Raw genomic sequence first — 24,047 nt, forward strand, 5'->3', positions numbered from 1 at the left:
ATAGCCGCAGCCCTCATCAGCAAAGCGCGCGCCGGAGGCGCCGCGGACCACGCCGGCAGGGCACGGCCGGCGGGGTGTCCGGCCGGAGCGTGCCGGCATGACCGTTTGCGCGCGCGGCGGAGGCATCCGCCCCGAACTCCGCGGCGACCTCCGCCCTCGGCGCGGTTGGGTACGTGTTCACCAAGGCGGTGCCGGGCGCGGGGCCCCCATGTACTACAGTCGGAGATCTTGTGACCCCGCCCCGGGGTTGTCGTTGACCGGGCATGATGCGGGATGTGACGGCTGAGCTGATAGCCGAGTGGCGTGACGAACTGGCCCGGTTGACGGGCTCGTTGGGGATCTTGTTCAATCGGCCGGAGCCGCGGGTGGTGTTCGCGCAGTTCATCGAGGGTCTGCTGGCGGAGCTTCCGAGAAAGAACGGCTGGACGCTGGCCGAGCGGGCCGGGCATGTGACAGCGGACCGGATGCGTGTTGAAGGAGGGGGCGGAGAGTCCCCGCCGCGGTTGATTTCGCGCTGGAGGACGGCCGCACCTACCCGATCGCGCGCAACGGGCTGAACATCGGCACCGATCTGGAGCCGGAGTACGGCGAGTTCACCGGGGGGACCTTCTCACCCGACGGCCACACCCTTTTCGCCAACATCCAGGAGCTGGGGATCACGCTGGCGATCGCCGGCCCCTGGCGGCTTCAGAAGCACTGCTGACCCGGGCTCCGCTGACATCCGGACCCGCCGCATGAGTGCGTCGGTCCTCACCAGCCCGCGGGCGGGTGCAGGTCCGGCGCACTCTGGGTCACCTCCACGCACACTCCCAGCTCCGGCTGTGGCGGGCTGATCCGCACGCCGAACTCGCGCCCGGGGAAAGCTGCCCGCAGCCGGCCGCGCCAGGGCTCGACCAGCAGTCCGGCCAGCGCCAGCCCCGCCTCCTCACTCGCGTCGAGCGGCCCCCGCCACTGACGGAACAGCTGCGAGATCTCGAAGAAGTTGAAGCCGTCGACCAGCTCGGTCCACTCCTGGCTGCCGCGCCCTGGCCCCCCGGCCGCGACGGCGGCCGCGAGCCGACGCGCGATCTCCGCCTCCCCTGCGCCGTACAGATCCACGAAGACTGCACCCGACAGCTCGAACACCTCCGGCCAGTACAGCCACCGGTAGGGGATCGCCTCCACCGTCCCGCCGATCTCGGCCAGCCAGTCGGCGGGGCTCTCGGCCTCGCCGTCCGGGTGGGCCGCCCGTAGGACGGCGAGCTGCTCCTCGGGAAATCGCAACGCACACTCCATCTGTCAGTAACCGAGCGGGAGATTCTCCGGCGGGGGGTCGATACCGAGGCCGCCGCCCTTCGGATAGTAGATGGGCGGCCCGACTCCGGAATGCGGCTTGCCCGTACCCCGGAAGCGGGGCCCCTTCGCCCAGCCGCTGGGGCTGCGGGGTTCATGGTTCCAGGTCTGGTAGCGGGTGACCCGCCCATTGGCGTCCCGTTCGAAGACGGTGTGGTTGCCTGGCGCGTTCTCGTCGGGCTGCAGGTCCTGGGCGCGGCTGCGCTTGCCGGGATTTGGCACCTCGGGTGCGCCGCCCGGCTCATTCGGATAGGGGGAGAGTCCGAGTGGGTCCGCTTGGCGGTGGAGCCGTAGCGGACACAGTAGACAGCGCCGCAAACCCCCGAGGAGGAAGAGAGCGGCACTGTCTGCTGCTGCCCTGATGACCGCGGCGCCCTTCGCTGAAACGCAGCGACGCCTCCGCCGATGTGGAGTTTCCACGCCCTCAAGGAGAGTGAGTGATCCTGCCCGACCCGATCAAGAAGCTCTCGCCGAACGCGAAGGGGCAGGTCAGGTACCGGTTCGTGGTCGACGTAGGGATCGACCCCGCCACCGGGAAGGGTAAGCAGCTGACCCGCACGTTCGACACGCTGAAGGAAGCGAAGGCCGAGTACGCACACATTACGAACCGTCGGCACGAAGGGACGTTCGCGCCGCCCAACAAGATCACCGTGAACGAATGGCTCGATCAGTGGCTCGCCAAAAAGGCGGAAGACCTGGAAGAGACCACGATCTACAACTACGTGGTGACCGTGGGCCGTGTCCGGGGGAAGCTTGGGCACATCCGGCTTCAGGAACTTACCGAGGACCACGTCGAGACGTGGATGACGTGGGCGCTCCAGGAGGGCCGCGTTCGTGGCGGCAAGGCGGGCACGGGCCCGGGAGTGACCTCGGTGGAGATGTCTCTCTCGCGCCTGAAGGACGCACTGAACCGGGCGATGACGCGGCGCCTGGTCACCGTGAACGTTGCCCAGGAGATCCCGATCCCTCGGAAGGCACGCAAGGCGGAGCGCAAGACCAAGACGGTGGTGCAGCCCTGGGGCGTGGCAGAGGTTCATGCCTTCGTGCTCGCGGTGGAGGACGATCGGCTGTACGCCCCCCTCCTTCTCTCCCTGATGGGTCTGCGTCCGGCAGAAATCTGCGGCCTGCGCTGGGCCGACGTCGCCCTGGGCAAGGCCACCTTGGACATTGCCAACACGCGAACGCTGATGGGGAACAAAACCGTGGTGGAGAAGGAGACGAAGTCTGCCGCCGGTGAGCGGCAGCTTCCTCTGCCCACTCTGGTCAGGGAGGCCCTGAAGCGTTTCAGGGCCACGCAGGTGGCCGAGAAGCTGGCGGCGGGGGAGGCGTACGAGGACAGTGGGTACGTGCTCGTGGACGAACTCGGGCGGGCACTCAACGGGCGGCATCTGCGCGTGCGGGCGTACAAGATCATGGCCGAGAACGCGCTTTGGTTGGTCCGCTTGTACGATGCCCGCGCGAGTTGCTTCACATACCTGGCGAACAACGGGGTGCCGGATCACCTCCTTGCCCGGTGGGCGGGGCACACCAACGTCAAGACCACGAAGCGCTGGTATGTGAAGCCGGATGTGGAGGATCTTCGCTCGGCGGCGCATACCTGGGGAGGTCTGGCGAGTCTCCCGACAACCCCCTCCCGTGAGAAGTTGTGAGATATGGGAGCGTGAGCGGGTGAGCCAGATGACGAACAAGACCCTGCAATACCGCTTTGACGGGCCAGAAGACGCACCGATCCTGATCTTGGGACCCGCCCTCGGCACCACCTGGCACATGTGGGACCGCCAGCTGCCCGGGCTGACCCGCCACTGGCGGGTCCTGCGCTACGACCTGCCCGGCCACGGCGGCGCGCCCGCCGAGCCCGCGACTTCGGTCGCCGACCTGGCGGACCGCCTGCTCGCCACCCTCGACGCACTGGGCATCGACCGCTTCGGCTACGCGGGCTGCTCCATCGGGGCGGCCGTCGGCGTCCGGATCGCGCTGGTGCGGCCCGACCGGATAGCGGCCCTGGCCCTCGTCTCCGCCGCCGCCCGGCACGGCACCGCCGACGCCTGGCGGCAGCGCGGCGTCGTCGTCCGGGCCAACGGTCTCGGCCAGGTCGCCCACACCGTCCCCGAACGGTGGTTCACCGACGGCTTCCGGTCCGCCCAGGCCGGCATCGTCGAATGGGCCGTGCAGATGGTGCGCACCACTGACGCGGACTGCTACATCGCCGCCTGCGAGGCACTGGCCGCACATGACGTACGCGACGAGCTGGGCCGGATCGCGGTCCCCACCCTCGTCGTGGCCGGCGCGGACGACCCCGCGACGCCGCCCGCCGACGCGCGCGTCCTGGTCGCCGGGATACCCGACGCCAAGCTCGCCGTGGTGCCCGCCGCCTCCCACCTCACCCCGGTGGAGCAGCCCGCGGCCGTCGGTGAACTCCTGGTACGGCACTTCAGCACCGCCTGGTCCGATCAGGCCGTCGCCTCGACCACGGCCGTGCTCACGGCCCCGGCCGCCCCGCCCGCCGCCGAGCAGCCGGCCGCGGTGCCGGAGGTACGCCCCGACCCGTACGACGAGGGCCTGCGGATCCGCAGGGAGGTCCTGGGCGACGCGCATGTCGACCGGGCAGCCGACCGGGCCGACGACTTCACCGGTGAGTTCCAGGAGTTCATCACCCGCTACGCCTGGGGCGAGGTGTGGGCCCGCCCCGGTCTGGACCGCCGCACCCGCAGCATCATCACGCTGACGGCGCTGACCGCCGGCGGGCATCTCAAAGAGCTCGCCTTCCACACCCGCGCCGCGCTGCGCAACGGCCTCACCCCCGCCGAGATCAAGGAGGCGCTGCTGCACACCGCTGTCTACTGCGGTGTCCCGGCGGCGAATTCCGCGTTCGCGGTCGCGCAGCGCGTGATCCAGGAGGAAACGTCGGTCGCCCGCCCGGCGGGCGAACCTCCGCGATGATGGTTCCCGTATCGCTCATCCGTTCCGAGGAGCAACAGTGAAGCTGACCAAGAAGGGCCACGCCTGCGTCAGGCTGGAAAAGGACGGGCAGGTGCTCGTCATCGATCCCGGCTCCTTCACGGAGGAGGACGCGGCGGCCGGCGCCGAGGCGATCCTCATCACCCATGAGCACCTGGACCACTTCAACGAGGACCGGCTGCGGGTCGCGATGGACGCCAATCCGGCCGCCCAGGTCTGGACCCTCAAGAGCGTCGCCGACCTGGTGTCCGGGGCCTTCCCGGGCCGGGTGCACACCGTCGGTGAGGGTGACACCTTCACCGCCGCGGGCTTCGACATCGAGGTGCACGGCCAGTTGCACGCCGTGATCCACCCGGACATCCCGCGGATCGCCAACCAGGGGTACGTGGTCGACGGCTCGGTCTTCCACCCCGGTGACGCGCTGACGGTGCCCGACCGTCCCGTCGACACCCTGCTGCTCCCGCTGCAGGCCCCGTGGAGCAAGCTCTCCGAGGTCATCGACTACCTCCGCGAGGTCAAGCCGCAGCGTGCCTTCGACGTCCACGACGGGCTGCTCACCGACATCGCGTTCATGGTCTACGGCCGCATGCTCGGCCCGGACGGGCCCGGCATCGGCGGCGGCGAGCACCGCAGGCTCGTCCCCGGCGAATCCGTCGAACTGGTCTGACCGCCGCGAGGAGCGCCGCCCCGGGTTGCTCCGGGGCGGTTGTCGGTGCCGGACGGTAGATTCGGATCCATGCGCATCGCCACGTGGAACGTCAACTCGATCACCTCCCGCCTTCCGCGGCTGCTCGCCTGGCTGGAGAGCACCGGCACGGATGTGCTGTGCGTCCAGGAGACCAAGTGCTCGGAGGACCAGTTCCCCTTCGAGGAGCTGCGCGGGCTCGGCTACGAGGCGGCCGTCAATGCCACCGGCCGGTGGAACGGCGTGGCGCTGATCTCGAAGGCGGGCCTGGAGGACGTCGTCTCCGGACTGCCCGGCGGTCCGGAGTACGAGGGCGCGCTGGAGCCCCGCGCGGTGTCCGCCACCTGCGGTCCGGTCCGCGTCTGGTCGGTGTATGTGCCCAACGGCCGCGAGGTCGACCATGCGCACTACGCCTACAAGCTGCGGTGGCTCGAGGCACTGCGCGCCGCCGTCGCCGAGGACGCGGCGGGCGGGCGGCCCTTCGCCGTCCTGGGCGACTTCAATGTCGCGCCCACCGACGAGGATGTGTGGGACCCGGCCGTCTTCGAGGGCGCCACCCATGTCACCCCCGCGGAGCGGGCCGCCCTGGCGGCCCTCCGGGAGGAGGGTCTGAGCGACGTGATGCCCCGCCCGCTCAAGTACGACCACCCGTACACTTTCTGGGACTACCGCATGCTGGGCTTCCCCAAGAACAAGGGCATGCGCATCGACCTGGTCTACGGCAACGCCCCGTTCGCCAAGGCGGTCACCGACTCCTACGTCGACCGTGAGGAGCGCAAGGGCAAGGCCGCCTCCGACCACGCCCCGGTCGTCGTCGACCTCTCCGTCTGACCTCTCCGTCCGACCTCTGCGTCAGGCCGCTGCGCCGAATCCTCGCGTCCGGCGCGTCGTCGGTGCCGTCCGGCGTGCTTACGCTGCGTATTCCCGGGCGCGGGACCGCATACAACCTGTCGTTCCCGCGCCCGCGCCCGGCCCCGTACGCTCGGCGCCCATGAGCACCGTTGACCTGCCCCCCGCCAGCTTCGCCGTCCGCGTTCCCGACGCCGAACTGGAGCCCGAGCCGCTCGACCCGGCCCAGATCGTGTCGGGCACGCCCGAGGTCACCGGAAGAGTGCTCTGGGAGTCGGCCGACGGGACCCGGGTGCGGGGGATTTGGCAGATCACCCCGGGCGTGGTGACCGACACCGAGGCCGATGAGATGTTCGTGGTGGTCAGCGGCCGGGCCACCGTCGAGGTGGTGGGCGGCGACACGCTCGAACTCGGTCCCGGCGTTGTGTGCGTCCTGCGGGAGGGGGACAGGACGACCTGGACGGTGCACGAGACGCTGCGCAAGGCGTACGCGATCGGCCTGTGATCCCCGGAACCCGGACGCGTGCGGGACAGGCGCGCCTGTAGCAGGAGGACCGCCCCGGGTGCGACGCTGAACCGCATGGACATCCCCTTCCTGGACAAGTGGCGCAAGCGGAACGCGATGGCGCGCGGGGTCGCGGTACGGGGCGGTGATCCGGACCCGGCGGGCGTCGCCGAGTTGCTGTCGGAGTGCGACCTGCTGCGTGCCCAGGCCGGGGACGCCGGGGTCGAACTCGACGACTCCCCGGGCTCGTTGACGGCTCTTGACCAGCTGGTCCCGCAGTGGCGGGACGACCCCGAGGTCCTGCCGTGGCTCGGTAACGACGCCGGCCTCTACCTCGGTACCGTGATCGTCCGCACGGTGCCGGGCGCCGCCTGGCAGGTGTGGCCGAACGGCCAGCCGGTCGTCAAGCTGGCGTCGGGACGTGAGATCGACGTGGTCGGGATCGGCCATGAATGGGCCGAGAGCGGCACGCCCGAGCTGTCGCAGACGCACGCCGAGGCTTCCGAGAGCTGACGGCCCGCCGTCACCCGAACTGATGGACCGTGCCACCGAAATGCGACGGCAGGCAGGCGTGTCCGGCGGGGAATGACACTTCCGAGCCCGGCCGTACGGTGCATGATGTCGGAAACGCACCAGTTGATCAGCTCGGTACCGGAGGCGCGACGTGGACTCCCTGCAGCAGATGCCGAATATCGGAGCGGTCCTTGCCGACCGCTTGCGCCGCGCCGGAGTGGAGGACGCAGGCGAACTGCGCCGGCTCGGCTCCGGCCGCGCCTTCGAGAAAATCCGCGAGGACCTTCCCGAGGACGCCTGCACCCACACCCTGCTCGCCCTCGAAGGCGCGATCCGCGGCACCCGCTGGACCGCCATCCCGCAGACGGAGCGCGACACCCTTGTGAACCGGGTCCTGGGCTGACGGCCCGGGCAACCCGGGCAACCCAGGAGGCTCGGACAGCGCGGGCGGCACAGCCGGCTCAGGCCGAGAAGCCGACGGAGTACTCCAGTCGCCGGCGGTCGGCGCGGACCACCCGCACCCCGATCGCGGCCATCCGCCCCCGCACACCGGTCTGGGTGGCGATGTCATATGGCGATGTGCGGGGTCGGCCTACTGGTCGCGCAGCGGGACCGACAGCCAGGACGGGTCGGCCGTCGGCGACGAGACCGTGACCGTGGCGAAGGCCGGGTTCTGCGCGATGTAGAGCGGGTCGACGGTGTCGACGACCAGCGTCAGCCGGTGGCCGGCCGGGACGTCGTAGGCGGTGGAGAGCAGGTCGATGTCGGTGGTGAACGGCTGGCGGGGAGTGCGCCCGACCCAGGTGTAGGGGGCGTGGGTGACCAGCTTGCCGATGCCCAGCGCGTCGACGTCGTAGAGGTACGCGATGACGGTCCCCTTGGCGGCCGACGGGGTCAGTGTCGCGTGCAGTGTCGAGGTGCCGCGGATGTGCTGGCCGGTCCCGTACGGGTCGGACTGCCAGACGGTGGCGAAGGCGCGCGGCAGCAGCGGGATCGACGCGACGGGCGGGGCCTGGGCGAACTGGTCGAGCAGGCTGGACAGGAAGATGATCCCGCCGTCGGCGCCGGAGTCGATGTTGGTGCCGATGGTGGTCCGCCAGCCGGATCCGGCGTCGCCGCCGAGCGCTCCGGTACGCAGCCCCTTGGCGCCGAGCTTGAGGGTGGTGGTCCGGGACGGGACCGCCGACCAGCTGTCGTAGCTCTCGTAGGCGCCTGTGGAGCGGGACTTGAGCTGGACCGGCTTCTCGTGGTCGATGCCGTTGTCCGCGCCCTTGAGGTAGTGGTCGAGCCAGCGCTTGGAGCTGGCCCAGGTGTCGTTGGGCAGGCCGAGCAGCCCGGTGGCCTCGGCGGTCGCGTGGTCGCCCGGCCGGAATTCGAGCCGCTTGGGACCGGTCAGCTTCTCGTAGAACCTCGCGTACTGGTTGGGCGGGAAGAGGCTGTCGCCCCAGGCGTTGGCCAGCATGACCGCCGTGCCGTTGGCGTTGAGCTGGTCCAGGTAGGTCACGGGGGAGCGGAGCTTCCCCCACGCGATCATCTCGTCCTCCGCGGCGAGATTGGCGGTGAGGAAGTTGCCGAGGATCTTCTGGAGTTCGGGGCTGGGGCGGCCGGTGAGATAGCCCGCGCCGCCGAGTAGGGCGGCGGCCTGCAGGTGCGGGGTGCGGCCCTGGTAGATCGAGTCGATGAGATCGGCCCAGCCGCTCAGCGCGACCACGGCCTTGACGCGCTTGTCGTGCGCGGCGCCGAGCAGCCCGATGCCGGCGCCGTACGAGACGCCCGCCATGCCGATGTGGCCGGGATCGGCGGGGGTGTTGGCGAGTGTCCAGTCGATGACCTTGGACACGTCGGCGACGTCCGGCGGCCCCGCGGTCTCGATCTGCCCGCCGGACAGCCAGAAGCCGCGTGAGGTGTAGCTGACGACGACATATCCGGAGTCGGCGAGCTGCTTGGCCTGGGCGATGTACTCCAGGTCGTTGATCGCCCAGCTGCTCGGGAGGACGACGACGGGGTAGCGCTGCGAGCCATTGAAGTCGCCGGGTGTGAAGACGTTGCCCTTGAGGGTGATGCCGCCGGAGCCCGGGATGTCGACGAACCGGAAGGTCGACGATGCGGCTGCCGGGGCGGCGACCGCGGCGGGTGCGGGCGCCGCCTGCGCCGCGGGGGCCAGACCGAATGCCGTGGAGGCGAGCAGCGCCGCTCCGACGACACCTGCTGTGGTTGCTCTCATGGACTGCTCCTGACTGGCCGGATGCACGGTGGCCGGATCAATGACCGGATGCAATGACCGGATGCAAAGTGACTGGAGAGTAACCTCGTGCGCTTACCGGCGGTAATAGGCGTGCATGTTACGCACCGGTAACGATCTGCGGGGCGCCAGGGAACGCCGGTTCATCTTTCGTCAAGGTCATTGACACCTGACGCACCGCACCCGGAATCTGATGCTCGTCACCGTCGACACTGGGGGTACCGATGGCTCGCACCACCGTTCTGGCAGCAGCGGCACTAGGTGGGGCTCTGGCCCTCACGGCGGGTATCGCGGCCCCGGCCTCGGCCCACTCCGGGGGCCCGGGACAGTCCGGCGGCGGACACGTGACGAACTATGTCGCGCTCGGCGATTCGTATACGTCCGGGCCCGGCATTCCCGACCAGGTGGACGCCAACTGCGCGCGGTCCAGCCGCAACTACCCGTCGCTGGTCGCCGCCGACCAGCGCTTCGCGGGCTTCAAGGACGTCAGCTGCGGCGGCGCGACCACCGCGGAGATGTGGAAGCCGCAGGGCACCAACGGACCGCAGCTCGACGCGCTGAACCATCGGACCACGCTCGTCACCGTCCAGATCGGCGGCAATGACGTGGGGTTCGGCAACATCATCCGCACCTGCGCGGGGCTGAGCGTCACCGACCCGACCGGCAACCCGTGCCAGAAGTACTTCGGAGCGAGCGGCACCGACCAGCTCACCCTCAACATCCAGCAGACCGCCCCGAAGATCGAGGCGGTGCTCGACGCCATCCACGGCCGTGCCCCGCGCGCCCGCGTGGTCGTCGTCGGCTACCCCGACCTGCTGCCGGACAATGGCGTGGGCTGTCGTCCCGCCGTCCCCTTCGCGGACAAGGACTTCGGGTACCTCAAGGACACCGAGAAGGCGCTCAACACGATGCTCCGCCGGCAGGCCAGGGCCGGGCACGCGGAGTTCGTCGACACCTACCGGCCCACCATCGGCCATGACATGTGCAAGGCTCCCGCCGACCGCTGGATCGAGCCGCTCGTCCCGGCCTCACCGGCGGCTCCCGCGCATCCCAACGCCAAGGGCGAGCAGGTCATGGCCGGAGCCGTGCTGGACCGCATCGATCACTGCCGTAACCACTGACCGATCGTTACCCGCGCCCCGGCCGAATGCGGGAATCGGCCGGGGCCGGGCGCTCGCCCTGCTCGCCTGCGACGCGTCACTGCTGTGCACGGTCGCGGGGGGCCGCGTCATGTGGCCGGTGATCGCTCCGGCCGGCTGACCGGGACGGTCTGCGCCGCACGGGTCACATCGGCGACGAGCTCCACCACATCGGGTCCGTACGCCTGCGAGTTGACGACCTTGAGCAGCAGACAGAACGTGCCGTCGATGCCGTGCTTGCGCGACAGCCGTACGTGGTGCCGGGCCAGATACCGGACCGCCGCCTGGTTGGCGACGCCGCGCTGGCCGGAGGAGAGGAAGACCGGACGGTCGTTGCCCGCGTCCCGTACGGCGGCCAGCCGGGCCAGGAGCACGTACTCGACGCCGCCCTTGTCCATCCGGTAGGTCTCGCCGTCGATGGTGAAGGCTCCCTGGTCGGGGCCGGGAGAGGCGTCGGTGTTGACCTCGATGCCCGGGAGCATCGACCGCAGGTGCGCCGCCAGCCGGTGGTTGGCGACCGGCCCGCCCACGCAGAACTCGGTGCGCGCCCCGAAACCCTGCCAGGCCGTGTCGTGCGCCAGGATCTCGGCGTGCGCCCCGCACTCCTTGATGAGCGCGGCCAGTTCCAGCAGTGCGAAGGCATCGTGGCGGGCCACACTCCACACCCGCGAACCGGGGTCGCGCGGCACCACCAGGAGGCATTCGGAGCCGTTCGGCAGCCCGAAGAAGCGTTGTTTGCGGTGCAGTTTCCGGCGCCACACATAGGTGCGGACAAACCATCCCAGCGCCGCGCTGAGGGCGCTGGCCGCCAGGCCCAGCACGATGTTGCGGACGTCATCGCTCATGGCCGGGCATCGTAGCGGTGTTCGACCGAACGCGCTCCCGGCGGGCGGCAACGCGCTCCCGGCGGGCCGGCAACGTGCTCCCGGAAGGACGGCAACGTGCTCCTGACGGGACAGCGGTACCCAAGTTAGGCTGCGCGGACCGTTGTTGACTGGAGGAAACCGTATGCGTCTCCCCACTGTCCGGAGTTTGTCGCTGCTGGCCGTCACCGCCGCCGTCGTCACGGTCGGCGCCGCCGCCCCGCCGCCGCACTCGGCCCCGCAGGACACACGGACCCGTCCGGCCAAGGTGCCGGTCGCGGTCGGCTATGGAGGCGCGGTCGCCAGCGTCGACGCGGACGCGTCGGCGGCCGGCATCGAGGTGCTCCGGCAGGGCGGCAACGCGGTGGACGCGGCGGTGGCGACCGCGGCCGCGCTCGGCGTCACTGAGCCGTACTCGGCGGGCGTCGGCGGCGGCGGGTACTTCGTGTACTACAACGCCCGGCTGCACAAGGTGTTCACCATCGACGGCCGCGAGACCGCGCCGCGCAGCGCCACCGAGACGCTCTTCCAGGAGAACGGCAAGCCGCTCCCGTTCGCCGACGCGGTCACCAGCGGACTGAGCGTCGGCACCCCCGGCACCCCCGCCACCTGGGACACCGCCCTCGATGCGTGGGGCAGCCGTTCGCTGGGGCAGGTGCTCAAGCCCGCCGAACGGATCGCGCGCGACGGCTTCACCGTCGACGCGACCTTCCGGTTGCAGACCGAGGCGAACCAGGCCCGCTTCAAGGACTTCCCCGCCACCGCGAAGATCTTCCTGCCCGGCGGCGAGCTGCCCGTGGTGGGCGCCACCTTCACCAACCCGGACCTGGCGCGAACCTACCGGGAGCTGGGGAAGAAGGGCGTCCGCGCGATCTACGACGGGGACATCGGCGCCGACATCGTCAACACGGTCCGCAAGCCCCCCGTCGACCCCGCGGCCACCCGCGTGGTGCGCTCCGGCGACCTGACGGCCGCGGACCTGCGCGCGTACGGCGCCCAGCGGCACGACCCGACCCGGGTCTCCTACCGCGGCTACGACGTCTACTCCATCGCGCCGTCCTCGTCGGGCGGTACGACGGTCGGTGAGGCGCTCAACATCATGGAGCGCGCCGACCTCTCCAAGAGCAAGGCCACCGACGCCCAGTACCTCCACCGTTACATCGAGGCGAGCCGTATCGCCTTCTCCGACCGGGGGCGCTGGCTCGGCGACCCGGCCTTCGAGAACGTCCCCACGAGCGGTCTGCTCTCGCAGCGGTACGCCGACTCCCGGGGCTGCCTCATCAAGGACGACGCGGTGCTCACCAGCCCCCTCGCACCGGGCGACCCGGGCCACCCCGCCGCCTGCGGCGGTACCGGTACGGCCGCGCCGACGACGTACGAGGGTGAGAACACCACCCACCTGACGGTCGCCGACAAGTGGGGCAACGTCGTCGCCTACACCCTCACCATCGAGCAGACCGGCGGCAGCGGCATCACCGTCCCCGGCCGCGGTTTCCTGCTTAACAACGAACTGACCGACTTCTCCTTCGCGCCCGCCAACCCGGCCGTCCACGACCCGAACCTCCCCGGCCCGGGCAAGCGCCCGCGCTCCTCGATCTCCCCGACGATCGTTCTCAAGGACGGCCGCCCCGCCTTCGCGCTCGGTTCGCCCGGCGGCTCCACCATCATCACGACCGTGCTGCAGGTGCTCACCGAGCACGTCGACCGCGGGCTGCCGCTGGTCGACGCCATCGCCGCGCCCCGCGCCAGCCAGCGCAACCTCGCGACCACCGAACTCGAACCCGGGCTGTGGGACAGCGCGACGCGTACCCGGCTCGAAGCCCTCGGCCATGTCTTCAAGCTCAACCCGGAGATCGGCGCCGCCACCGGCATCCAGCGGCTCCCCGACGGCCGCTGGCTCGCCGCGGCCGAGACGACCCGGCGCGGCGGCGGTTCCGCGATGGTGGTGAGCCCGAGCCACGCGGGCTGAGTCCTCCCTCCCTACGACCTGCCCCGCTCCTTACCGCGAGGCAGGTCGTAGGGACTTCGGTCCGCGGAAGTCCCTCAGGAGGGGCCCCGGCGAAAACTCCCCGTAGCAGCCCCGTAACACGACTGGTGTCGAATGCCGGACGGGACTGCATGTCTCCGATCGCGGAGGCGGAGAGGCGGGGCGATGACGCAGCGCGGCTCGGGCCCGGAACTGGCCGACTCCACAAAGGAGTTCACCGAGTACTTCCGTGAGCTGGTGGCCGGTCTGGGGGACTCTCCCGGCTGGTACGGCACCTTGTCGCAACGTGACCCGGGCGGCGTGAACGCGTACGAGCAGGGCGTGGAACTGGCGCCCTGGGACGTGGTGCACGCCGTCCTCCACGATCTGGCCGCCCTGCGGGGCGTACCGGTCGAAGCGACCACCGTCGGCCGCGCCCATCGGCTGTACCGCGCCGCCGCGGCCGCCCGGGACGCGGCCCCCGGCAGCGAGACGGCGCTGCGCGCCCGCCTCGAAGCGATGCTCCGCGAACGCCATGACGCCGTCCTGCGCGAACGCGAGGCCGCCCACGCGGTGAACGCGTACGCCGCGACGGGCGCCGACCCGGACTCCCCGGCGGCCGGCGGGCCGGCCAACGCCCTCGCCTGGGCCCGCGACGACCGTGAACGCGCCAACGCGCGCTGCGCGGAGCTGCGGGCCCGGCTCGACGCGGTCGAGACGCGGCTCGCCGAACAGTTCTTCACGGACCGGTCCGCCGCGGACCGGTCCCCGGCGCCGGACGACTGGTTCCGCGCGAGGACGCCGGACGTGGCGCAGCCGCCGCACGGAGCGGCCGCCGGGCCGGCCGAGCCCCCGGAGCCCACCGCACCGGGCGGGCGCGGTTCGCGCCGCGCCAGGGCGCCGGGGCGGAGCGCCGGTTCGCGCCCGCGCGGCGCGCGGTTCGCCACCTCGTTCGACGAGGTGCCTGAGGAGGGGCACGAGGTCCGGCCGGCCGGACCACCCGGCTCCGCCCCCGCAGGACCGGCCGCCGCCCCCGCCCCCACGCCGCGCGGCGCGCGCTTCGCCGGGGCGGCCGCGGAACAGCCGCCCCCGCAGGCCGCCGCCGCACGGGCCGACGCCGGACCGCGGCAGGCGCGGGCGCGCGGCGAGGCGGCCCGGCTCGGAGGCCTGCGCCATGCCGGGCGCGGCGGTGAGGCGTACGTGGTGCTGTGCGAGGCCGCCGCCGGGCCGGCCGAGGCGCTGCCGGTGCTGGCCCGCGAGCTGGAGCGGGCCGGCCTCGCGGCGGACGTCGCGACGCTGCTGTGGGAGTTCGCGGCCCTCCAGCCGGACCGGCTGGCCGCCGCCGCGGCCGCCCTGGCACAGGACGGCCGTACGGGGGACTGCCGCACCCTGCTGCACCAGGCCGCGGCGCGCCCCGCGGCCGAGGTCGCCGTCGTGGCGGCGGCCCTGTACGACGAGAACCGGCACGATGAGGCCGAGACGCTGCTGGTGGCCGTGGTCAGGACCCGCCCGCCCGAGGACGCCGCCGGGATCGCGCGCGAACGCCCAGGCCTCGCCGCACCGCTGCTCGCCGCCGCCGCCCTGATCTCCAAGCCCCGCCGCCGCGACATCGCCGCGGCCCTGCGCCGCGCGGGCCTCCCGGACGGGTGACGGCGCGGGCCGGCCCGGTGCGGGCGCGGCCGGCCGCCGAGCACCGGCCGAGCGCCCCGGCGGGGCAGGAAACGTGATCGTCCCGGTGAAGTAACGGTAGCGGTCTTGCCAGAGCGGGTAAGGCGCTTCTACGTTCTTCCCCACGGCCGGTATCTACGTGCGTAGACCGGACGTGATGCCACGTCAGAGGAGCTGCTCATGAGCAACGTTGTGCGTGCCGCGCTCGTCCAGGCGACCTGGACCGGTGACACCGAGTCGATGATCGCCAAGCACGAGGAGTACGCCCGGGCGGCCGCCGCCCAGGGCGCCAAGGTGATCGGCTTCCAGGAGGTGTTCAACGCCCCGTACTTCTGCCAGGTCCAGGAGGCCGAGCACTACCGCTGGGCCGAGCCGGTCCCCGACGGTCCGACCGTCCAGCGGATGCGGGCTCTGGCCCGCGAGACCGGCATGGTGATCGTCGTCCCCGTGTACGAGGTCGAACAGTCCGGCTTCTACTACAACACCGCGGCGGTCATCGACGCCGACGGCACCTTCCTCGGCAAGTACCGCAAGCACCACATCCCGCAGGTCAAGGGCTTCTGGGAGAAGTTCTACTTCAAGCCGGGCAACCTCGGCTGGCCCATCTTCGACACCGCGGTCGGCAAGATCGGCGTCTACATCTGCTACGACCGGCACTTCCCCGAGGGCTGGCGCGCCCTGGGCCTGGCCGGCGCCCAGCTGGTATACAACCCGTCCGCGACCTCGCGCGGCCTGTCCGGCTACCTGTGGCAGCTGGAGCAGCCCGCCGCCGCCGTCGCCAACGAGTACTTCATCGCCGCCATCAACCGGGTGGGCCAGGAGGAGTACGGTGACAACGACTTCTACGGCACCAGTTACTTCGTGGACCCGCGCGGGCGGTTCGTCGGTGACACCGCGTCCGACACGAAGGAGGAGCTGGTCGTACGGGACCTGGACTTCGATCTGATCGACGAGGTGCGCCAGCAGTGGGCGTTCTACCGGGACCGCAGGCCGGACGCCTACGGCGACCTCACGGAGGCGTGATCGTCATGGCCACTGTGACCGAGAACCTGCACGCCTCGCTGCACGCCCGACACCGCGCCGTCATGCCCGACTGGCTGGCCACGTACTACGGCGAGCCCATCGAGATCACCCATGGCGAGGGCCGCCACGTCTGGGACGCCGAGGGCAACCGCTACCTCGACTTCTTCGGCGGCATCCTCACCACGATGACCGCGCACGCCCTCCCCGAGGTCACCGCCGCCATCACCGAGCAGGCCGGAAAGATCCTGCACTCCTCGACGCTGTATCTCAGCCGGCAGGCCGTCGAGCTGGCCGAGCGCATCGCGCGGCTGTCCGGCATCCCGGACGCCCGGGTCTTCTTCACCACCTCGGGCACCGAGGCGAACGACACCGCGCTGCTGCTCGCCACCTCCCACCGGAGCTCGAACCAGGTCCTGGCGCTGCGCAACAGCTACCACGGCCGTTCCTTCACCTCGATCGGCATCACCGGCAACTCCGCCTGGTCGCCGACCAGCCTCTCCCCGCTGCAGACGCTGTACGTGCACGGCGGCGTCCGCTCCCGGGGTCCGTACGCGCAGCTGAACGACGCCGGGTTCATCGCGGCCTGCGTCGCGGATCTGGAGGACATCCTCGGCCAGGCCAACGGCCGCGTCGCGGCGCTGATCGCCGAGCCGATCCAGGGCGTCGGCGGCTTCACCTCAGGTCCCGACGGGCTGCTCGCCGCGTTCAAGGAGGTCCTGGACCGGCACGGCATCCTGTGGATCAGCGACGAGGTGCAGACCGGCTGGGGCCGTACGGGTGACCACTTCTGGGGCTGGCAGGCGCACAGCCAGGCCGGTCCGCCGGACATCCTGACCTTCGCCAAGGGCGTCGGCAACGGCATGTCCATGGGCGGCGTCGTGGCCCGCGCCGAGGTCATGAACTGCCTGACCGGGAACTCCATCTCCACCTTCGGCGGCAGCCCGGTCACCACGGCGGGCGCCCTCGCCAACCTCACGTACCTCGTCGACCACGACCTGCAGGGCAACTCCCGGCGGGTCGGCGGACTCCTCAAGTCCCGGCTGGAGGCCATCGGTGCCGGGCTGCCCATGGTCCTCGAGGTGCGCGGCCGCGGTCTGATGCTCGGCGTCGAACTCGTCGAGCCTGGCACCGACACGCCCTCTCCGGAAGCCGCCGGAATGGTCCTGGAGGCCGCTCGTGAGAACGGCCTGCTGGTCGGCAAGGGCGGCCGGCCCGGCAACAGCCTGCGCATCGCACCACCCCTGACCCTCAGCGTCGCCGAGGCGGAGGAGGGCGCGTCCGCCCTCGAGGACGCCCTCAGGCAGACCCAGGCCAAGCTCGTGGGAGGCAGGCCGTGACCACCGCACGCACCGTCATCCGCGGCGGGCTCGTCATCACCGCATTGGACGAGATCCACGCCGATGTGCTGATCGAGGGCGGCCGGATCGCCGCCCTCGCGGCTCACGACACCGCCGCGTCCCAGAGTTGGACCGCCGACCACGTGATCGATGCCACCGGCAAGTACGTCATCCCGGGGGGCGTCGACGCCCACACCCACATGGAGCTGCCCTTCGGCGGCACCGCGGCGTCCGACACCTTCGAGACCGGGACACGCGCCGCGGCCTGGGGCGGCACCACCACGATCGTGGACTTCGCCGTCCAGAGCGTCGGCCACTCCCTGCGGGGCGGACTGGACGCCTGGCACGCCAAGGCCGACGCCCAGTGCGCCATCGACTACGCCTTCCACATGATCCTCTCCGACGTCAACGAGCACACGCTCAAGGAGATGGACATCCTGGTGCAGGAGGGCGTGACCAGTTTCAAGCTGTTCATGGCCTATCCCGGCGTCTTCTACAGCGACGACGGCCAGATCCTGCGGGCCATGCAGCGCTCCGCCGCCAACGGCGGCCTGATCATGATGCACGCCGAGAACGGCATCGCCATCGACGTCCTCGTCCAGCAGGCGCTGGCCGCGGGACACACCGACCCTCGCTACCACGGCGAGGTCCGCAAGGCTCTGCTGGAGGCCGAGGCGACCCATCGCGCCATCCAGCTGTCGCGGGTGGCGGGCGCCCCGCTCTACGTCGTCCACGTCTCGGCCGAGGAGGCGCTCGCCGAGCTGGCGCAGGCCCGCGACAAGGGCCTCAACGTCTTCGGCGAGACCTGTCCGCAGTACCTGTTCCTGTCCACGGACAACCTCGCCGAGCCGGACTTCGAGGGCGCCAAATACGTATGCTCCACACCGCTGCGCCCCAAGGAGCACCAGGAGGCGCTCTGGCGGGGCCTGCGCACCAACGACCTGCAGGTCGTCTCCACCGACCACTGCCCGTTCTGCTTCACCGGGCAGAAGGACCTGGGCCGCGGCGACTTCTCCAAGATCCCCAACGGTCTGCCGGGCGTCGAGAACCGGATGGACCTGCTCCACCAGGCGGTCGTCGACGGCCGTCTCACCCGCCGCCGCTGGATCGAGGTCGCCTGCGCCACTCCGGCCAGGATGTTCGGCCTCTACCCGCGCAAGGGCACCATCGCGCCCGGCGCCGACGCCGACATCGTCATCTACGACCCGCACGCCGAGCAGGTCGTCTCCGCCGCCACCCACCACATGAACGTCGACTACTCGGCGTACGAGGGGAAGCGGCTCACGGGCCGGGTCGAGAGCGTCCTCTCGCGCGGCGAGCCCGTAATCACCGGCCGCACGTACGTGGGGAGGGCCGGCCACGGCCAGTACACCCCGCGCAGCACCTGCCAGTACCTCATCTAGGAGCAGCGTCATGGACTTCGGCCTCGTCCTGCAGACGGACCCGCCCGCTTCCGGTGTCGTCGGCCTCATGCGCCGCGCCGAACGCAACGGATTCACCCACGGCTGGACCTTCGACTCCGCCGTGCTCTGGCAGGAGCCCTTCGTCATCTACAGCCGCATCCTGGAGCACACCCGCAACCTGATCGTCGGCCCCATGGTCACCAACCCCGGCACCCGCACCTGGGAAGTGACCGCCTCCACCTTCGCCACCCTCAACTCCATGTACGGCAACCGCACCGTCTGTGGCATCGGGCGCGGCGACTCGGCGATGCGGGTCGCCGGCCGCAAGCCCAACACCCTGGCCAGGATCGGCGAGGCCATGCACGTCATCCGCGAACTGGCCGAGGGCCGGGAGGTGGACGTCGAGGGCACGACGATCCAGCTGCCGTGGGTCGAGAACGGCAAGCTGCCGGTGTGGATGGCCGCCTACGGCCCCAAGGCGCTCGCCATGGCGGGGGAGAAGGCCGACGGCTTCATCCTCCAGCTCGCCGACCCCTTCCTCACCGAATCGATGATCCGCGCGGTGCGGGAGGCGGCGGTGCTCGCCGGCCGCGATCCCTCCGCCGTCACCATCTGTGTCGCCGCCCCCGCCTACATCACCGACGGCAGCGACGCCGGGCTCGCCCACGCCCGCGAGCAGTGCCGCTGGTTCGGCGGCATGGTCGGCAACCATGTCGCCGATCTTGTCTCCCGCTACGGCGAGCACTCCGGTCTGGTCCCCGACGAGCTGACCGACTACATCAAGCGGCGCGAGGGATACGACTACGCCCACCACGGCCGCACCGGAAACCCCGACACGGCCTTCGTCCCCGACGACATCGTCGACCGCTTCTGTCTGCTCGGCCCGCCCGAGGCCCACCTGGCGAAGCTCGAACGCCTCCGTGACCTGGGCGTCGACCAGTTCGCCGTCTACGACATGCACGACGCCAAGGAGTCGACCATCGACGCCTACGGCGAGCACATCATCCCCGCTCTGAGATGACTCCGAGATGAGGTGCGGATGACCATCACCGCAGGCCAGGGGGACCGCGTCGAACTGCCCACCGACGCGGTCCTGCCCGATACCCGGTTCTCCAACGAGGACCTGCTCCCCGTCCCGGTCGCCCGGCGGACCTGGACGACGTACAACTTCACCGCGCTGTGGATCGGGATGGCCCACAACATCCCGTCCTGGACTCTCGCCTCAGGACTCGTCGCCCTCGGCATGGACTGGAAGCAGGCGGTCTTCACGATCGCCCTGGCGAACGTGATCGTGCTCTTCCCGATGCTGCTCACCGGGCACGCGGGTCCCCGGTACGGCATCCCCTTCCCGGTCCTGGCCAGGGCCTCGTTCGGGCTGCGCGGGGCGAACCTGCCCGCGCTGGTGCGCGCCGCCGTGGCCTGCGCCTGGTTCGGCATCCAGACCTGGATCGGCGGCCAGGGCGTCTTCGTCCTGGTCGGCAAGATCTTCGGCGGCGGCTGGGCGGACGTCGGGAAGATCGGCGGCTATCCCTGGACCTTGTGGCTGTGCTTCGTGATCTTCTGGGCCCTCGAACTGGCCATCATCTACCGGGGGATGGACACCCTCCGGCGCTTCGAGAACTGGGCCGCGCCGTTCGTCCTGGTCGGCGCCCTCGTGCTGCTCGTCTGGATCGCGATCAAGGCCGGCGGGCTGGGACCGCTGCTCGACCAGCCGTCCAAGCTCGGCTGGGGCAGTGACTTCTGGCCGGTCTTCTTCCCGTCGCTCATGGGCATGATCGGCTTCTGGTCCACCCTGTCGCTGAACATCCCGGACTTCACCCGCTTCGGCGCGGGGCAGCGCGCCCAGATCTGGGGCCAGTCGCTGGGCCTGCCCACCACCATGACGTTCTTCGCGCTGCTGTCCGTCCTGGTCACCTCCGGCTCGCAGGCCGTCTACGGCGCCCCGATCTGGAGCCCGGTCGAACTGGCCGCCAAGACCGACAACGTCTTCGGTCTGGTCTTCGCGCTGGTCACCGTCCTCATTGCGACCATCAGTGTGAACATCGCGGCCAATGTGGTGTCACCGGCCTACGACCTGTCCAACCTCGCGCCGAAGTTCATCAACTTCCGTACCGGGGCGCTCATCACCGGCGTGGTGGGCGTGGTGATCTTCCCGTGGAAGCTCATCGAGACCCCCGAGTTCTACATCTTCACCTGGCTCGGGGTGGTCGGCGGTCTGCTCGGGACGGTCGCGGGCATCCTCATCGCCGACTACTGGATCATCCGCCGCACGGTTCTCGACCTGGTGGACCTCTACACCCCCGGCGGCCGGTACTGGTACACCGCCGGCTGGAACTGGCGGGCGGTCGCCGCCTTCGCCGTCGGCGGGGTGCTGGCGATCGGAGGGTCGCACTCCGAGCCCGGCAAGGGCCCCTTCCCCGCTGACGGCATGATCCCGTTCCTCAAACCGCTCGCGGACTACGGCTGGGCCGTGGGCCTCTCCTCGTCACTCGTTCTCTACACCGTGCTCATGCGAACCGCACGGCAGGACTCCGCCCCGGTCTGATTGGATGGCGGCATGGTCTACGAGGTCAACGAGGATCTGCTCGCCGCCGTCGAGCGCGCGGTGCGGGCCGTGGTCGCCGAGGAGGTCACTCCGCGCTGGCGGCGGCTCGCCGCCGAGGACGTGATCGAGAAGAACGGCCCCTACGACCTGGTGACCACCGCCGACCGGCGGGCGGAGGAACGGCTCACCGAGGAGCTGACCGCGCTGCTGCCCGGTTCCGTCGTCGTCGGCGAGGAAGCGGTGAGCGCCGACCCCGGTGTTCTCAAGCGCCTCGACGGCGACGAGCCGGTGTGGGTCGTCGATCCGGTCGACGGCACCGCGAACTTCGTACGCGGCGAGGACGGCTACGCGACGCTCGTCACCCTGGTGCAGGGTGGCGAGCCGCTCGCGTCCTGGACCTACGTCCCCGAGCGGCAGCTGATGGCCACCGCGCGCCGCGGCGCCGGCGCGTACCTCAACGGGCAGCCGATCCACACGGCTCCCGCCCCGGACGGCATCCTGCGGATCGCCACCTCGAACCCCGTGTACCGCACCGACCGCGAGCAGCTGCTCCTCGGCCGGCTGGAGGCGGCCGACGCGGTGACCCGGCCATGCACTTGCGCCGGGATCGAATACCTGGAGCTGGCCAGGGGCGGCACCGACGGTGTCGCCTTCTTCTGGGAACTGCCCTGGGACCATGCGGCCGGGCTGCTGCTGGTGACCGAGGCCGGCGGGGCGAGCCTGACGGCGACCGGTAAGCCGTTCCGTATCCCCGGAGGCAACGCGTTGCCGTTCTCCATCGCCCGCGACGCGGAGACCGCGCGGCGGATCATCGAGCTGATGGGCGAGTGATGAACCGGGCAGCGGTAGTGGACGTGGTGGTCGTCGGGGCCGGGCCGAACGGTCTGACGGCCGCGGCCGAGCTGGCCCGCGCGGGTCTGTCCGTCGAGATCTACGAGGCGGCCGACACGGTCGGCGGCGGCGCCAGGACCCAGGAGCTGACGCTGCCGGGCTTCCGGCACGACCCGTGCTCCGCGGTGCACCCCCTGGGCGCGGGCTCGCCCGCGTTCAAGGCGCTGCCGCTGGGCGAGCACGGCCTGGAGTGGCTGCACCCCGATCTGCCGATGGCCCATCCCTTCCCCGACGGCACGGCCGCGCTGCTGTCGCGTTCGGTGGGGGAGACCGCCGCGTCCTTCGGCGCGCACGACGCCGTCCGGTACCGCCGGCTGGTGGCCCCGTACATCGGCCACTGGAACACGATGGCCGCCGACCTGCTGCGGCCCCAGTGGCGCGGTCTGCCGCTGGACCCCTACCGGTTCGTCCGGTTCGGCCTGACGGGGCTGCCGCCTGTCGCGGTACTCGCCCGCCGCTTCCGTGACGCCAAGGCCCGCGCCCTGCTGGCCGGCCTGGCCGCCCATGCGATCACCCCGCTCAGCTCGCCCCTGACCGGCGCCATGGCTCTGATGTTCGCCCTGGCCGCGCACGCGGGCGGCTGGCCGGTCCCGCGCGGCGGCTCGCAGGCGATCTCGGATGCCCTGGCCTCGTACCTCAAGGAGCAGGGCGGGGTCGTCCACACGGGTGTGATGGTGCGCAAGCTCGACGAGCTGCCGCCCGCGCGGGCCTATGTCTTCGACACCTCGCCGACCGCGCTGGCACGCATCGCCGGGCTCGGTGACGCCTACCGCAACTTCAGTTACGGCCCGTCCGTCTTCAAGATCGACTACGCGCTGGACGGTCCCGTCCCCTGGACCGCGCCGGACGCGCGCCGGGCCGGCACGGTCCACCTCGGCCCGTCGTACACCGAGATCGGTGACGCGCTGAACAGGGCGGTCAGCGGCCGGCCGCCGCAGATCCCCTTCCTGATCACCTCCCAGCCGACCGTCGTCGACCCCTCGCGAGCACCCGAGGGCAAGCACGTCTTCTGGGCCTACGGCCATGTCCCGCAGGGCTGGCACGGCAACGCCACCGACGCCGTCGAGCGCCAGATCGAACGCTTCGCCCCGGGCTTCCGCGACCTCGTGCTCGCCCGCGCTGTCGCCGGCCCCGCCGAACTCGCCGCCCACAACGTCAACTACGTCGGCGGCGACATCGCCTGCGGCGCCTTCGCGGGCCTGCAGACCGTCCTGCGCCCGAAGATCGCGTGGAACCCGTACGCGACCGCCCGGTCCAATGTCTTCCTGTGCTCCTCCGCGACCCCGCCCGGTCCTGGCGTGCACGGCATGAGCGGCCATCACGCCGCCCGCGCCGTCCTCAAGTCCCTGGCGAAGCGAGGCCGCTGAGCAGCGCGGGCAGCGCCGTCCCGATCGGCTCCCGCACCACCTCGTCGGCCAGTTCGTCGTACGGCGTCGGCTCCGCGTTCACGATCACCAGCCGCGCGCCGTGCTCGGCCGCGATTCCCGCCAGCGACGCCGCGGGCTGCACCCGCAGCGTCGTCCCCACCGCGAAGAACACCTCGCACGCCTTCGCGATGGCCATCGCCTGCGCCAGCACCTCCGGATCGAGGTGCTGCCCGAACATCACCGTCGCCGATTTCAGGATCCCGCCGCACACCCGGCACGGCGGGTCCGGCTCGCCTGCCCCGACCCGCTCCAGGGCCTGGGCCATGGCGCTGCGCGCATGGCACTTCGTACAGACGACGGTGCGGGCCGTCCCGTGCAGTTCCAGCACCTTGCGGGCGGGCATCCCGGCCAACTGGTGGAGCCCGTCGACGTTCTGCGTGATGACGCGCACCGGAGTGCCGGTCTTCTCCAGCTCCGCCACCGCCAGGTGCGCGGTGTTGGGGCGCGCGAGCCAGGTCGCGCTGTCGCGCCGCATGAGCCAGGAGCGGCGGCGGATGTCGGGGTCGGCCATGTACGCGTCGTAGGTGACGAGCTTCTCCGCCCCGGGGTCGCGCCGCCACAGGCCGTTGGGGCCGCGGTAGTCCGGGATCCCCGAGTCCGTGGAGATGCCGGCCCCGCTCAGGATCGCCACGAGGGGCTTGCCGTTGCTCATGTCGCGAGCGTAGGCGGGAGCGGGTGGCGCGGACGACCGGGTTTACCCG

The 24,047-nt window shown here is 71.1% G+C and carries 22 protein-coding genes and 2 pseudogenes; 19 read left to right on the plus strand and 5 right to left on the minus strand.

The window, feature by feature from the left end; all coding sequences use genetic code 11:
- Window positions 1–275: 275 nt before the first annotated feature.
- Window positions 276–470 (plus strand): annotated as a pseudogene (locus tag QMK24_RS41675) (IS701 family transposase); the annotation flags it as partial.
- Window positions 471–511: 41 nt separating this feature from the next.
- Window positions 512–703, plus strand: a pseudogene (locus tag QMK24_RS04555) (alkaline phosphatase PhoX); the annotation flags it as partial.
- Window positions 704–750: 47 nt separating this feature from the next.
- Here QMK24_RS04555 and QMK24_RS04560 read toward each other — a convergent pair.
- Window positions 751–1,263: a hypothetical protein gene (locus QMK24_RS04560; RefSeq protein ID WP_283463788.1), complete on the minus strand. Its 513-nt coding sequence runs from the start codon at window positions 1,261–1,263 to the stop codon at window positions 751–753.
- Window positions 1,264–1,278: 15 nt separating this feature from the next.
- Entirely contained in the window at window positions 1,279–1,554 is a 276-nt protein-coding gene (locus QMK24_RS04565; protein ID WP_283463789.1) for a polymorphic toxin type 24 domain-containing protein, read from the minus strand.
- Between the two features lie 215 nt (window positions 1,555–1,769).
- Between QMK24_RS04565 and QMK24_RS04570 the strand changes: the two genes are divergently transcribed.
- The 7 genes from QMK24_RS04570 (at window position 1,770) to QMK24_RS04600 (ending at window position 7,245) form a co-directional block, all read left to right on the plus strand.
- Window positions 1,770–2,981 carry a site-specific integrase gene (locus tag QMK24_RS04570; RefSeq protein ID WP_283463790.1) on the plus strand — a complete coding sequence of 404 codons (1,212 nt, stop codon included), beginning with the start codon at window positions 1,770–1,772 and terminating at the stop codon, window positions 2,979–2,981.
- A 28-nt stretch (window positions 2,982–3,009) separates the two neighbouring features.
- Window positions 3,010–4,272 carry a bifunctional 3-oxoadipate enol-lactonase/4-carboxymuconolactone decarboxylase PcaDC gene (pcaDC, locus tag QMK24_RS04575; RefSeq protein WP_283463791.1) on the plus strand — a complete coding sequence of 421 codons (1,263 nt, stop codon included), beginning with the start codon at window positions 3,010–3,012 and terminating at the stop codon, window positions 4,270–4,272.
- 37 nt (window positions 4,273–4,309) lie between these two features.
- Window positions 4,310–4,957 (plus strand): MBL fold metallo-hydrolase, encoded by a 648-nt coding sequence (locus QMK24_RS04580; protein WP_283463792.1) that lies wholly within the window; start codon window positions 4,310–4,312, stop codon window positions 4,955–4,957.
- A 69-nt stretch (window positions 4,958–5,026) separates the two neighbouring features.
- Window positions 5,027–5,806, plus strand: coding sequence for an exodeoxyribonuclease III (locus tag QMK24_RS04585; protein WP_283463793.1), 780 nt, complete (start codon window positions 5,027–5,029; stop codon window positions 5,804–5,806).
- 160 nt (window positions 5,807–5,966) lie between these two features.
- Window positions 5,967–6,329 (plus strand): cupin domain-containing protein, encoded by a 363-nt coding sequence (locus QMK24_RS04590; protein ID WP_283463794.1) that lies wholly within the window; start codon window positions 5,967–5,969, stop codon window positions 6,327–6,329.
- A 75-nt stretch (window positions 6,330–6,404) separates the two neighbouring features.
- A complete protein-coding gene (locus tag QMK24_RS04595) occupies window positions 6,405–6,842 on the plus strand; it encodes a DUF6278 family protein (protein ID WP_283463795.1) in 438 nt (145 codons plus the stop codon).
- A 151-nt stretch (window positions 6,843–6,993) separates the two neighbouring features.
- Window positions 6,994–7,245: a TfoX/Sxy family DNA transformation protein gene (locus QMK24_RS04600; protein ID WP_283463796.1), complete on the plus strand. Its 252-nt coding sequence runs from the start codon at window positions 6,994–6,996 to the stop codon at window positions 7,243–7,245.
- Window positions 7,246–7,434: 189 nt separating this feature from the next.
- Here the strand turns inward: QMK24_RS04600 and QMK24_RS04605 are convergent, their stop codons facing one another.
- Window positions 7,435–9,066, minus strand: coding sequence for a CocE/NonD family hydrolase (locus QMK24_RS04605; RefSeq protein WP_283463797.1), 1,632 nt, complete (start codon window positions 9,064–9,066; stop codon window positions 7,435–7,437).
- 242 nt (window positions 9,067–9,308) lie between these two features.
- Here QMK24_RS04605 and QMK24_RS04610 point away from each other — a divergent pair, with 242 nt between their 5' ends.
- Complete coding sequence (locus QMK24_RS04610) at window positions 9,309–10,205, plus strand: SGNH/GDSL hydrolase family protein (protein WP_283463799.1); 897 nt, start codon at window positions 9,309–9,311, stop codon at window positions 10,203–10,205.
- A gap of 107 nt (window positions 10,206–10,312) precedes the next feature.
- On the opposite strand, the gene QMK24_RS04615 is transcribed toward QMK24_RS04610, so the two are convergent.
- Window positions 10,313–11,068 carry a hypothetical protein gene (locus tag QMK24_RS04615; protein WP_283463800.1) on the minus strand — a complete coding sequence of 252 codons (756 nt, stop codon included), beginning with the start codon at window positions 11,066–11,068 and terminating at the stop codon, window positions 10,313–10,315.
- Window positions 11,069–11,231: 163 nt separating this feature from the next.
- Between QMK24_RS04615 and ggt the strand changes: the two genes are divergently transcribed.
- The 9 genes from ggt to QMK24_RS04660 all read left to right on the plus strand — a co-directional run bounded on the left by ggt (window position 11,232) and on the right by QMK24_RS04660 (window position 23,286).
- Window positions 11,232–13,055: a gamma-glutamyltransferase gene (ggt, locus tag QMK24_RS04620; RefSeq protein ID WP_283463801.1), complete on the plus strand. Its 1,824-nt coding sequence runs from the start codon at window positions 11,232–11,234 to the stop codon at window positions 13,053–13,055.
- Window positions 13,056–13,238: 183 nt separating this feature from the next.
- Window positions 13,239–14,702: a hypothetical protein gene (locus QMK24_RS04625; protein ID WP_283463802.1), complete on the plus strand. Its 1,464-nt coding sequence runs from the start codon at window positions 13,239–13,241 to the stop codon at window positions 14,700–14,702.
- Between the two features lie 198 nt (window positions 14,703–14,900).
- A complete protein-coding gene (locus QMK24_RS04630) occupies window positions 14,901–15,743 on the plus strand; it encodes a nitrilase-related carbon-nitrogen hydrolase (protein ID WP_283463804.1) in 843 nt (280 codons plus the stop codon).
- A gap of 5 nt (window positions 15,744–15,748) precedes the next feature.
- Window positions 15,749–17,080, plus strand: coding sequence for an aspartate aminotransferase family protein (locus tag QMK24_RS04635; RefSeq protein ID WP_283463805.1), 1,332 nt, complete (start codon window positions 15,749–15,751; stop codon window positions 17,078–17,080).
- A complete protein-coding gene (gene hydA / locus QMK24_RS04640; protein ID WP_283463806.1) occupies window positions 17,077–18,483 on the plus strand; it encodes a dihydropyrimidinase in 1,407 nt (468 codons plus the stop codon). The genes QMK24_RS04635 and hydA overlap by 4 nt, the downstream gene beginning before the upstream one ends.
- A 10-nt stretch (window positions 18,484–18,493) precedes the next feature.
- A complete protein-coding gene (locus QMK24_RS04645; protein ID WP_283463807.1) occupies window positions 18,494–19,504 on the plus strand; it encodes a TIGR03842 family LLM class F420-dependent oxidoreductase in 1,011 nt (336 codons plus the stop codon).
- A gap of 18 nt (window positions 19,505–19,522) precedes the next feature.
- On the plus strand, window positions 19,523–21,028 hold the full coding sequence (locus QMK24_RS04650; RefSeq protein WP_283463808.1) for an NCS1 family nucleobase:cation symporter-1: 1,506 nt from the start codon (window positions 19,523–19,525) through the stop codon (window positions 21,026–21,028).
- Between the two features lie 12 nt (window positions 21,029–21,040).
- Window positions 21,041–21,859, plus strand: a complete 819-nt coding sequence (locus QMK24_RS04655) for an inositol monophosphatase family protein (RefSeq protein ID WP_283463809.1) — start codon at window positions 21,041–21,043, stop codon at window positions 21,857–21,859.
- Window positions 21,859–23,286 carry a phytoene desaturase family protein gene (locus tag QMK24_RS04660; RefSeq protein ID WP_283463810.1) on the plus strand — a complete coding sequence of 476 codons (1,428 nt, stop codon included), beginning with the start codon at window positions 21,859–21,861 and terminating at the stop codon, window positions 23,284–23,286. Before QMK24_RS04655 ends, QMK24_RS04660 begins: the two co-directional genes overlap by 1 nt.
- Here QMK24_RS04660 and QMK24_RS04665 read toward each other — a convergent pair.
- The gene (locus tag QMK24_RS04665) at window positions 23,258–23,998 is read right to left on the minus strand and encodes an SIR2 family NAD-dependent protein deacylase (protein ID WP_283463812.1); all 741 of its coding nucleotides are present in this window, start codon (window positions 23,996–23,998) and stop codon (window positions 23,258–23,260) included. The two genes, QMK24_RS04660 and QMK24_RS04665, sit on opposite strands and share 29 nt — an antisense overlap.
- Window positions 23,999–24,047 lie beyond the last annotated feature (49 nt).

Origin of the sequence: Streptomyces sp. PH10-H1, assembly GCF_030063355.1 — a bacterium.
Taxonomy (GTDB): Bacteria; Actinomycetota; Actinomycetes; order Streptomycetales; family Streptomycetaceae; genus Actinacidiphila.

Bases quoted from the DNA above. Each gene is read 5' to 3' on its own strand.
- pcaDC (WP_283463791.1), top strand. From the start codon at position 3,010: ATGACGAACAAGACCCTGCAATACCGCTTTGACGGGCCAGAAGACGCA.
- QMK24_RS04585 (WP_283463793.1), top strand. From the start codon at position 5,027: ATGCGCATCGCCACGTGGAACGTCAACTCGATCACCTCCCGCCTTCCG.
- QMK24_RS04590 (WP_283463794.1), top strand. From the start codon at position 5,967: ATGAGCACCGTTGACCTGCCCCCCGCCAGCTTCGCCGTCCGCGTTCCC.
- QMK24_RS04595 (WP_283463795.1), top strand. From the start codon at position 6,405: ATGGACATCCCCTTCCTGGACAAGTGGCGCAAGCGGAACGCGATGGCG.
- QMK24_RS04605 (WP_283463797.1), bottom strand. From the start codon at position 9,066: ATGAGAGCAACCACAGCAGGTGTCGTCGGAGCGGCGCTGCTCGCCTCC.
- QMK24_RS04610 (WP_283463799.1), top strand. From the start codon at position 9,309: ATGGCTCGCACCACCGTTCTGGCAGCAGCGGCACTAGGTGGGGCTCTG.
- QMK24_RS04615 (WP_283463800.1), bottom strand. From the start codon at position 11,068: ATGAGCGATGACGTCCGCAACATCGTGCTGGGCCTGGCGGCCAGCGCC.
- ggt (WP_283463801.1), top strand. From the start codon at position 11,232: ATGCGTCTCCCCACTGTCCGGAGTTTGTCGCTGCTGGCCGTCACCGCC.
- QMK24_RS04625 (WP_283463802.1), top strand. From the start codon at position 13,239: ATGACGCAGCGCGGCTCGGGCCCGGAACTGGCCGACTCCACAAAGGAG.
- QMK24_RS04630 (WP_283463804.1), top strand. From the start codon at position 14,901: ATGAGCAACGTTGTGCGTGCCGCGCTCGTCCAGGCGACCTGGACCGGT.
- QMK24_RS04635 (WP_283463805.1), top strand. From the start codon at position 15,749: ATGGCCACTGTGACCGAGAACCTGCACGCCTCGCTGCACGCCCGACAC.
- QMK24_RS04645 (WP_283463807.1), top strand. From the start codon at position 18,494: ATGGACTTCGGCCTCGTCCTGCAGACGGACCCGCCCGCTTCCGGTGTC.
- QMK24_RS04650 (WP_283463808.1), top strand. From the start codon at position 19,523: ATGACCATCACCGCAGGCCAGGGGGACCGCGTCGAACTGCCCACCGAC.
- QMK24_RS04655 (WP_283463809.1), top strand. From the start codon at position 21,041: ATGGTCTACGAGGTCAACGAGGATCTGCTCGCCGCCGTCGAGCGCGCG.
- QMK24_RS04660 (WP_283463810.1), top strand. From the start codon at position 21,859: ATGAACCGGGCAGCGGTAGTGGACGTGGTGGTCGTCGGGGCCGGGCCG.
- QMK24_RS04665 (WP_283463812.1), bottom strand. From the start codon at position 23,998: ATGAGCAACGGCAAGCCCCTCGTGGCGATCCTGAGCGGGGCCGGCATC.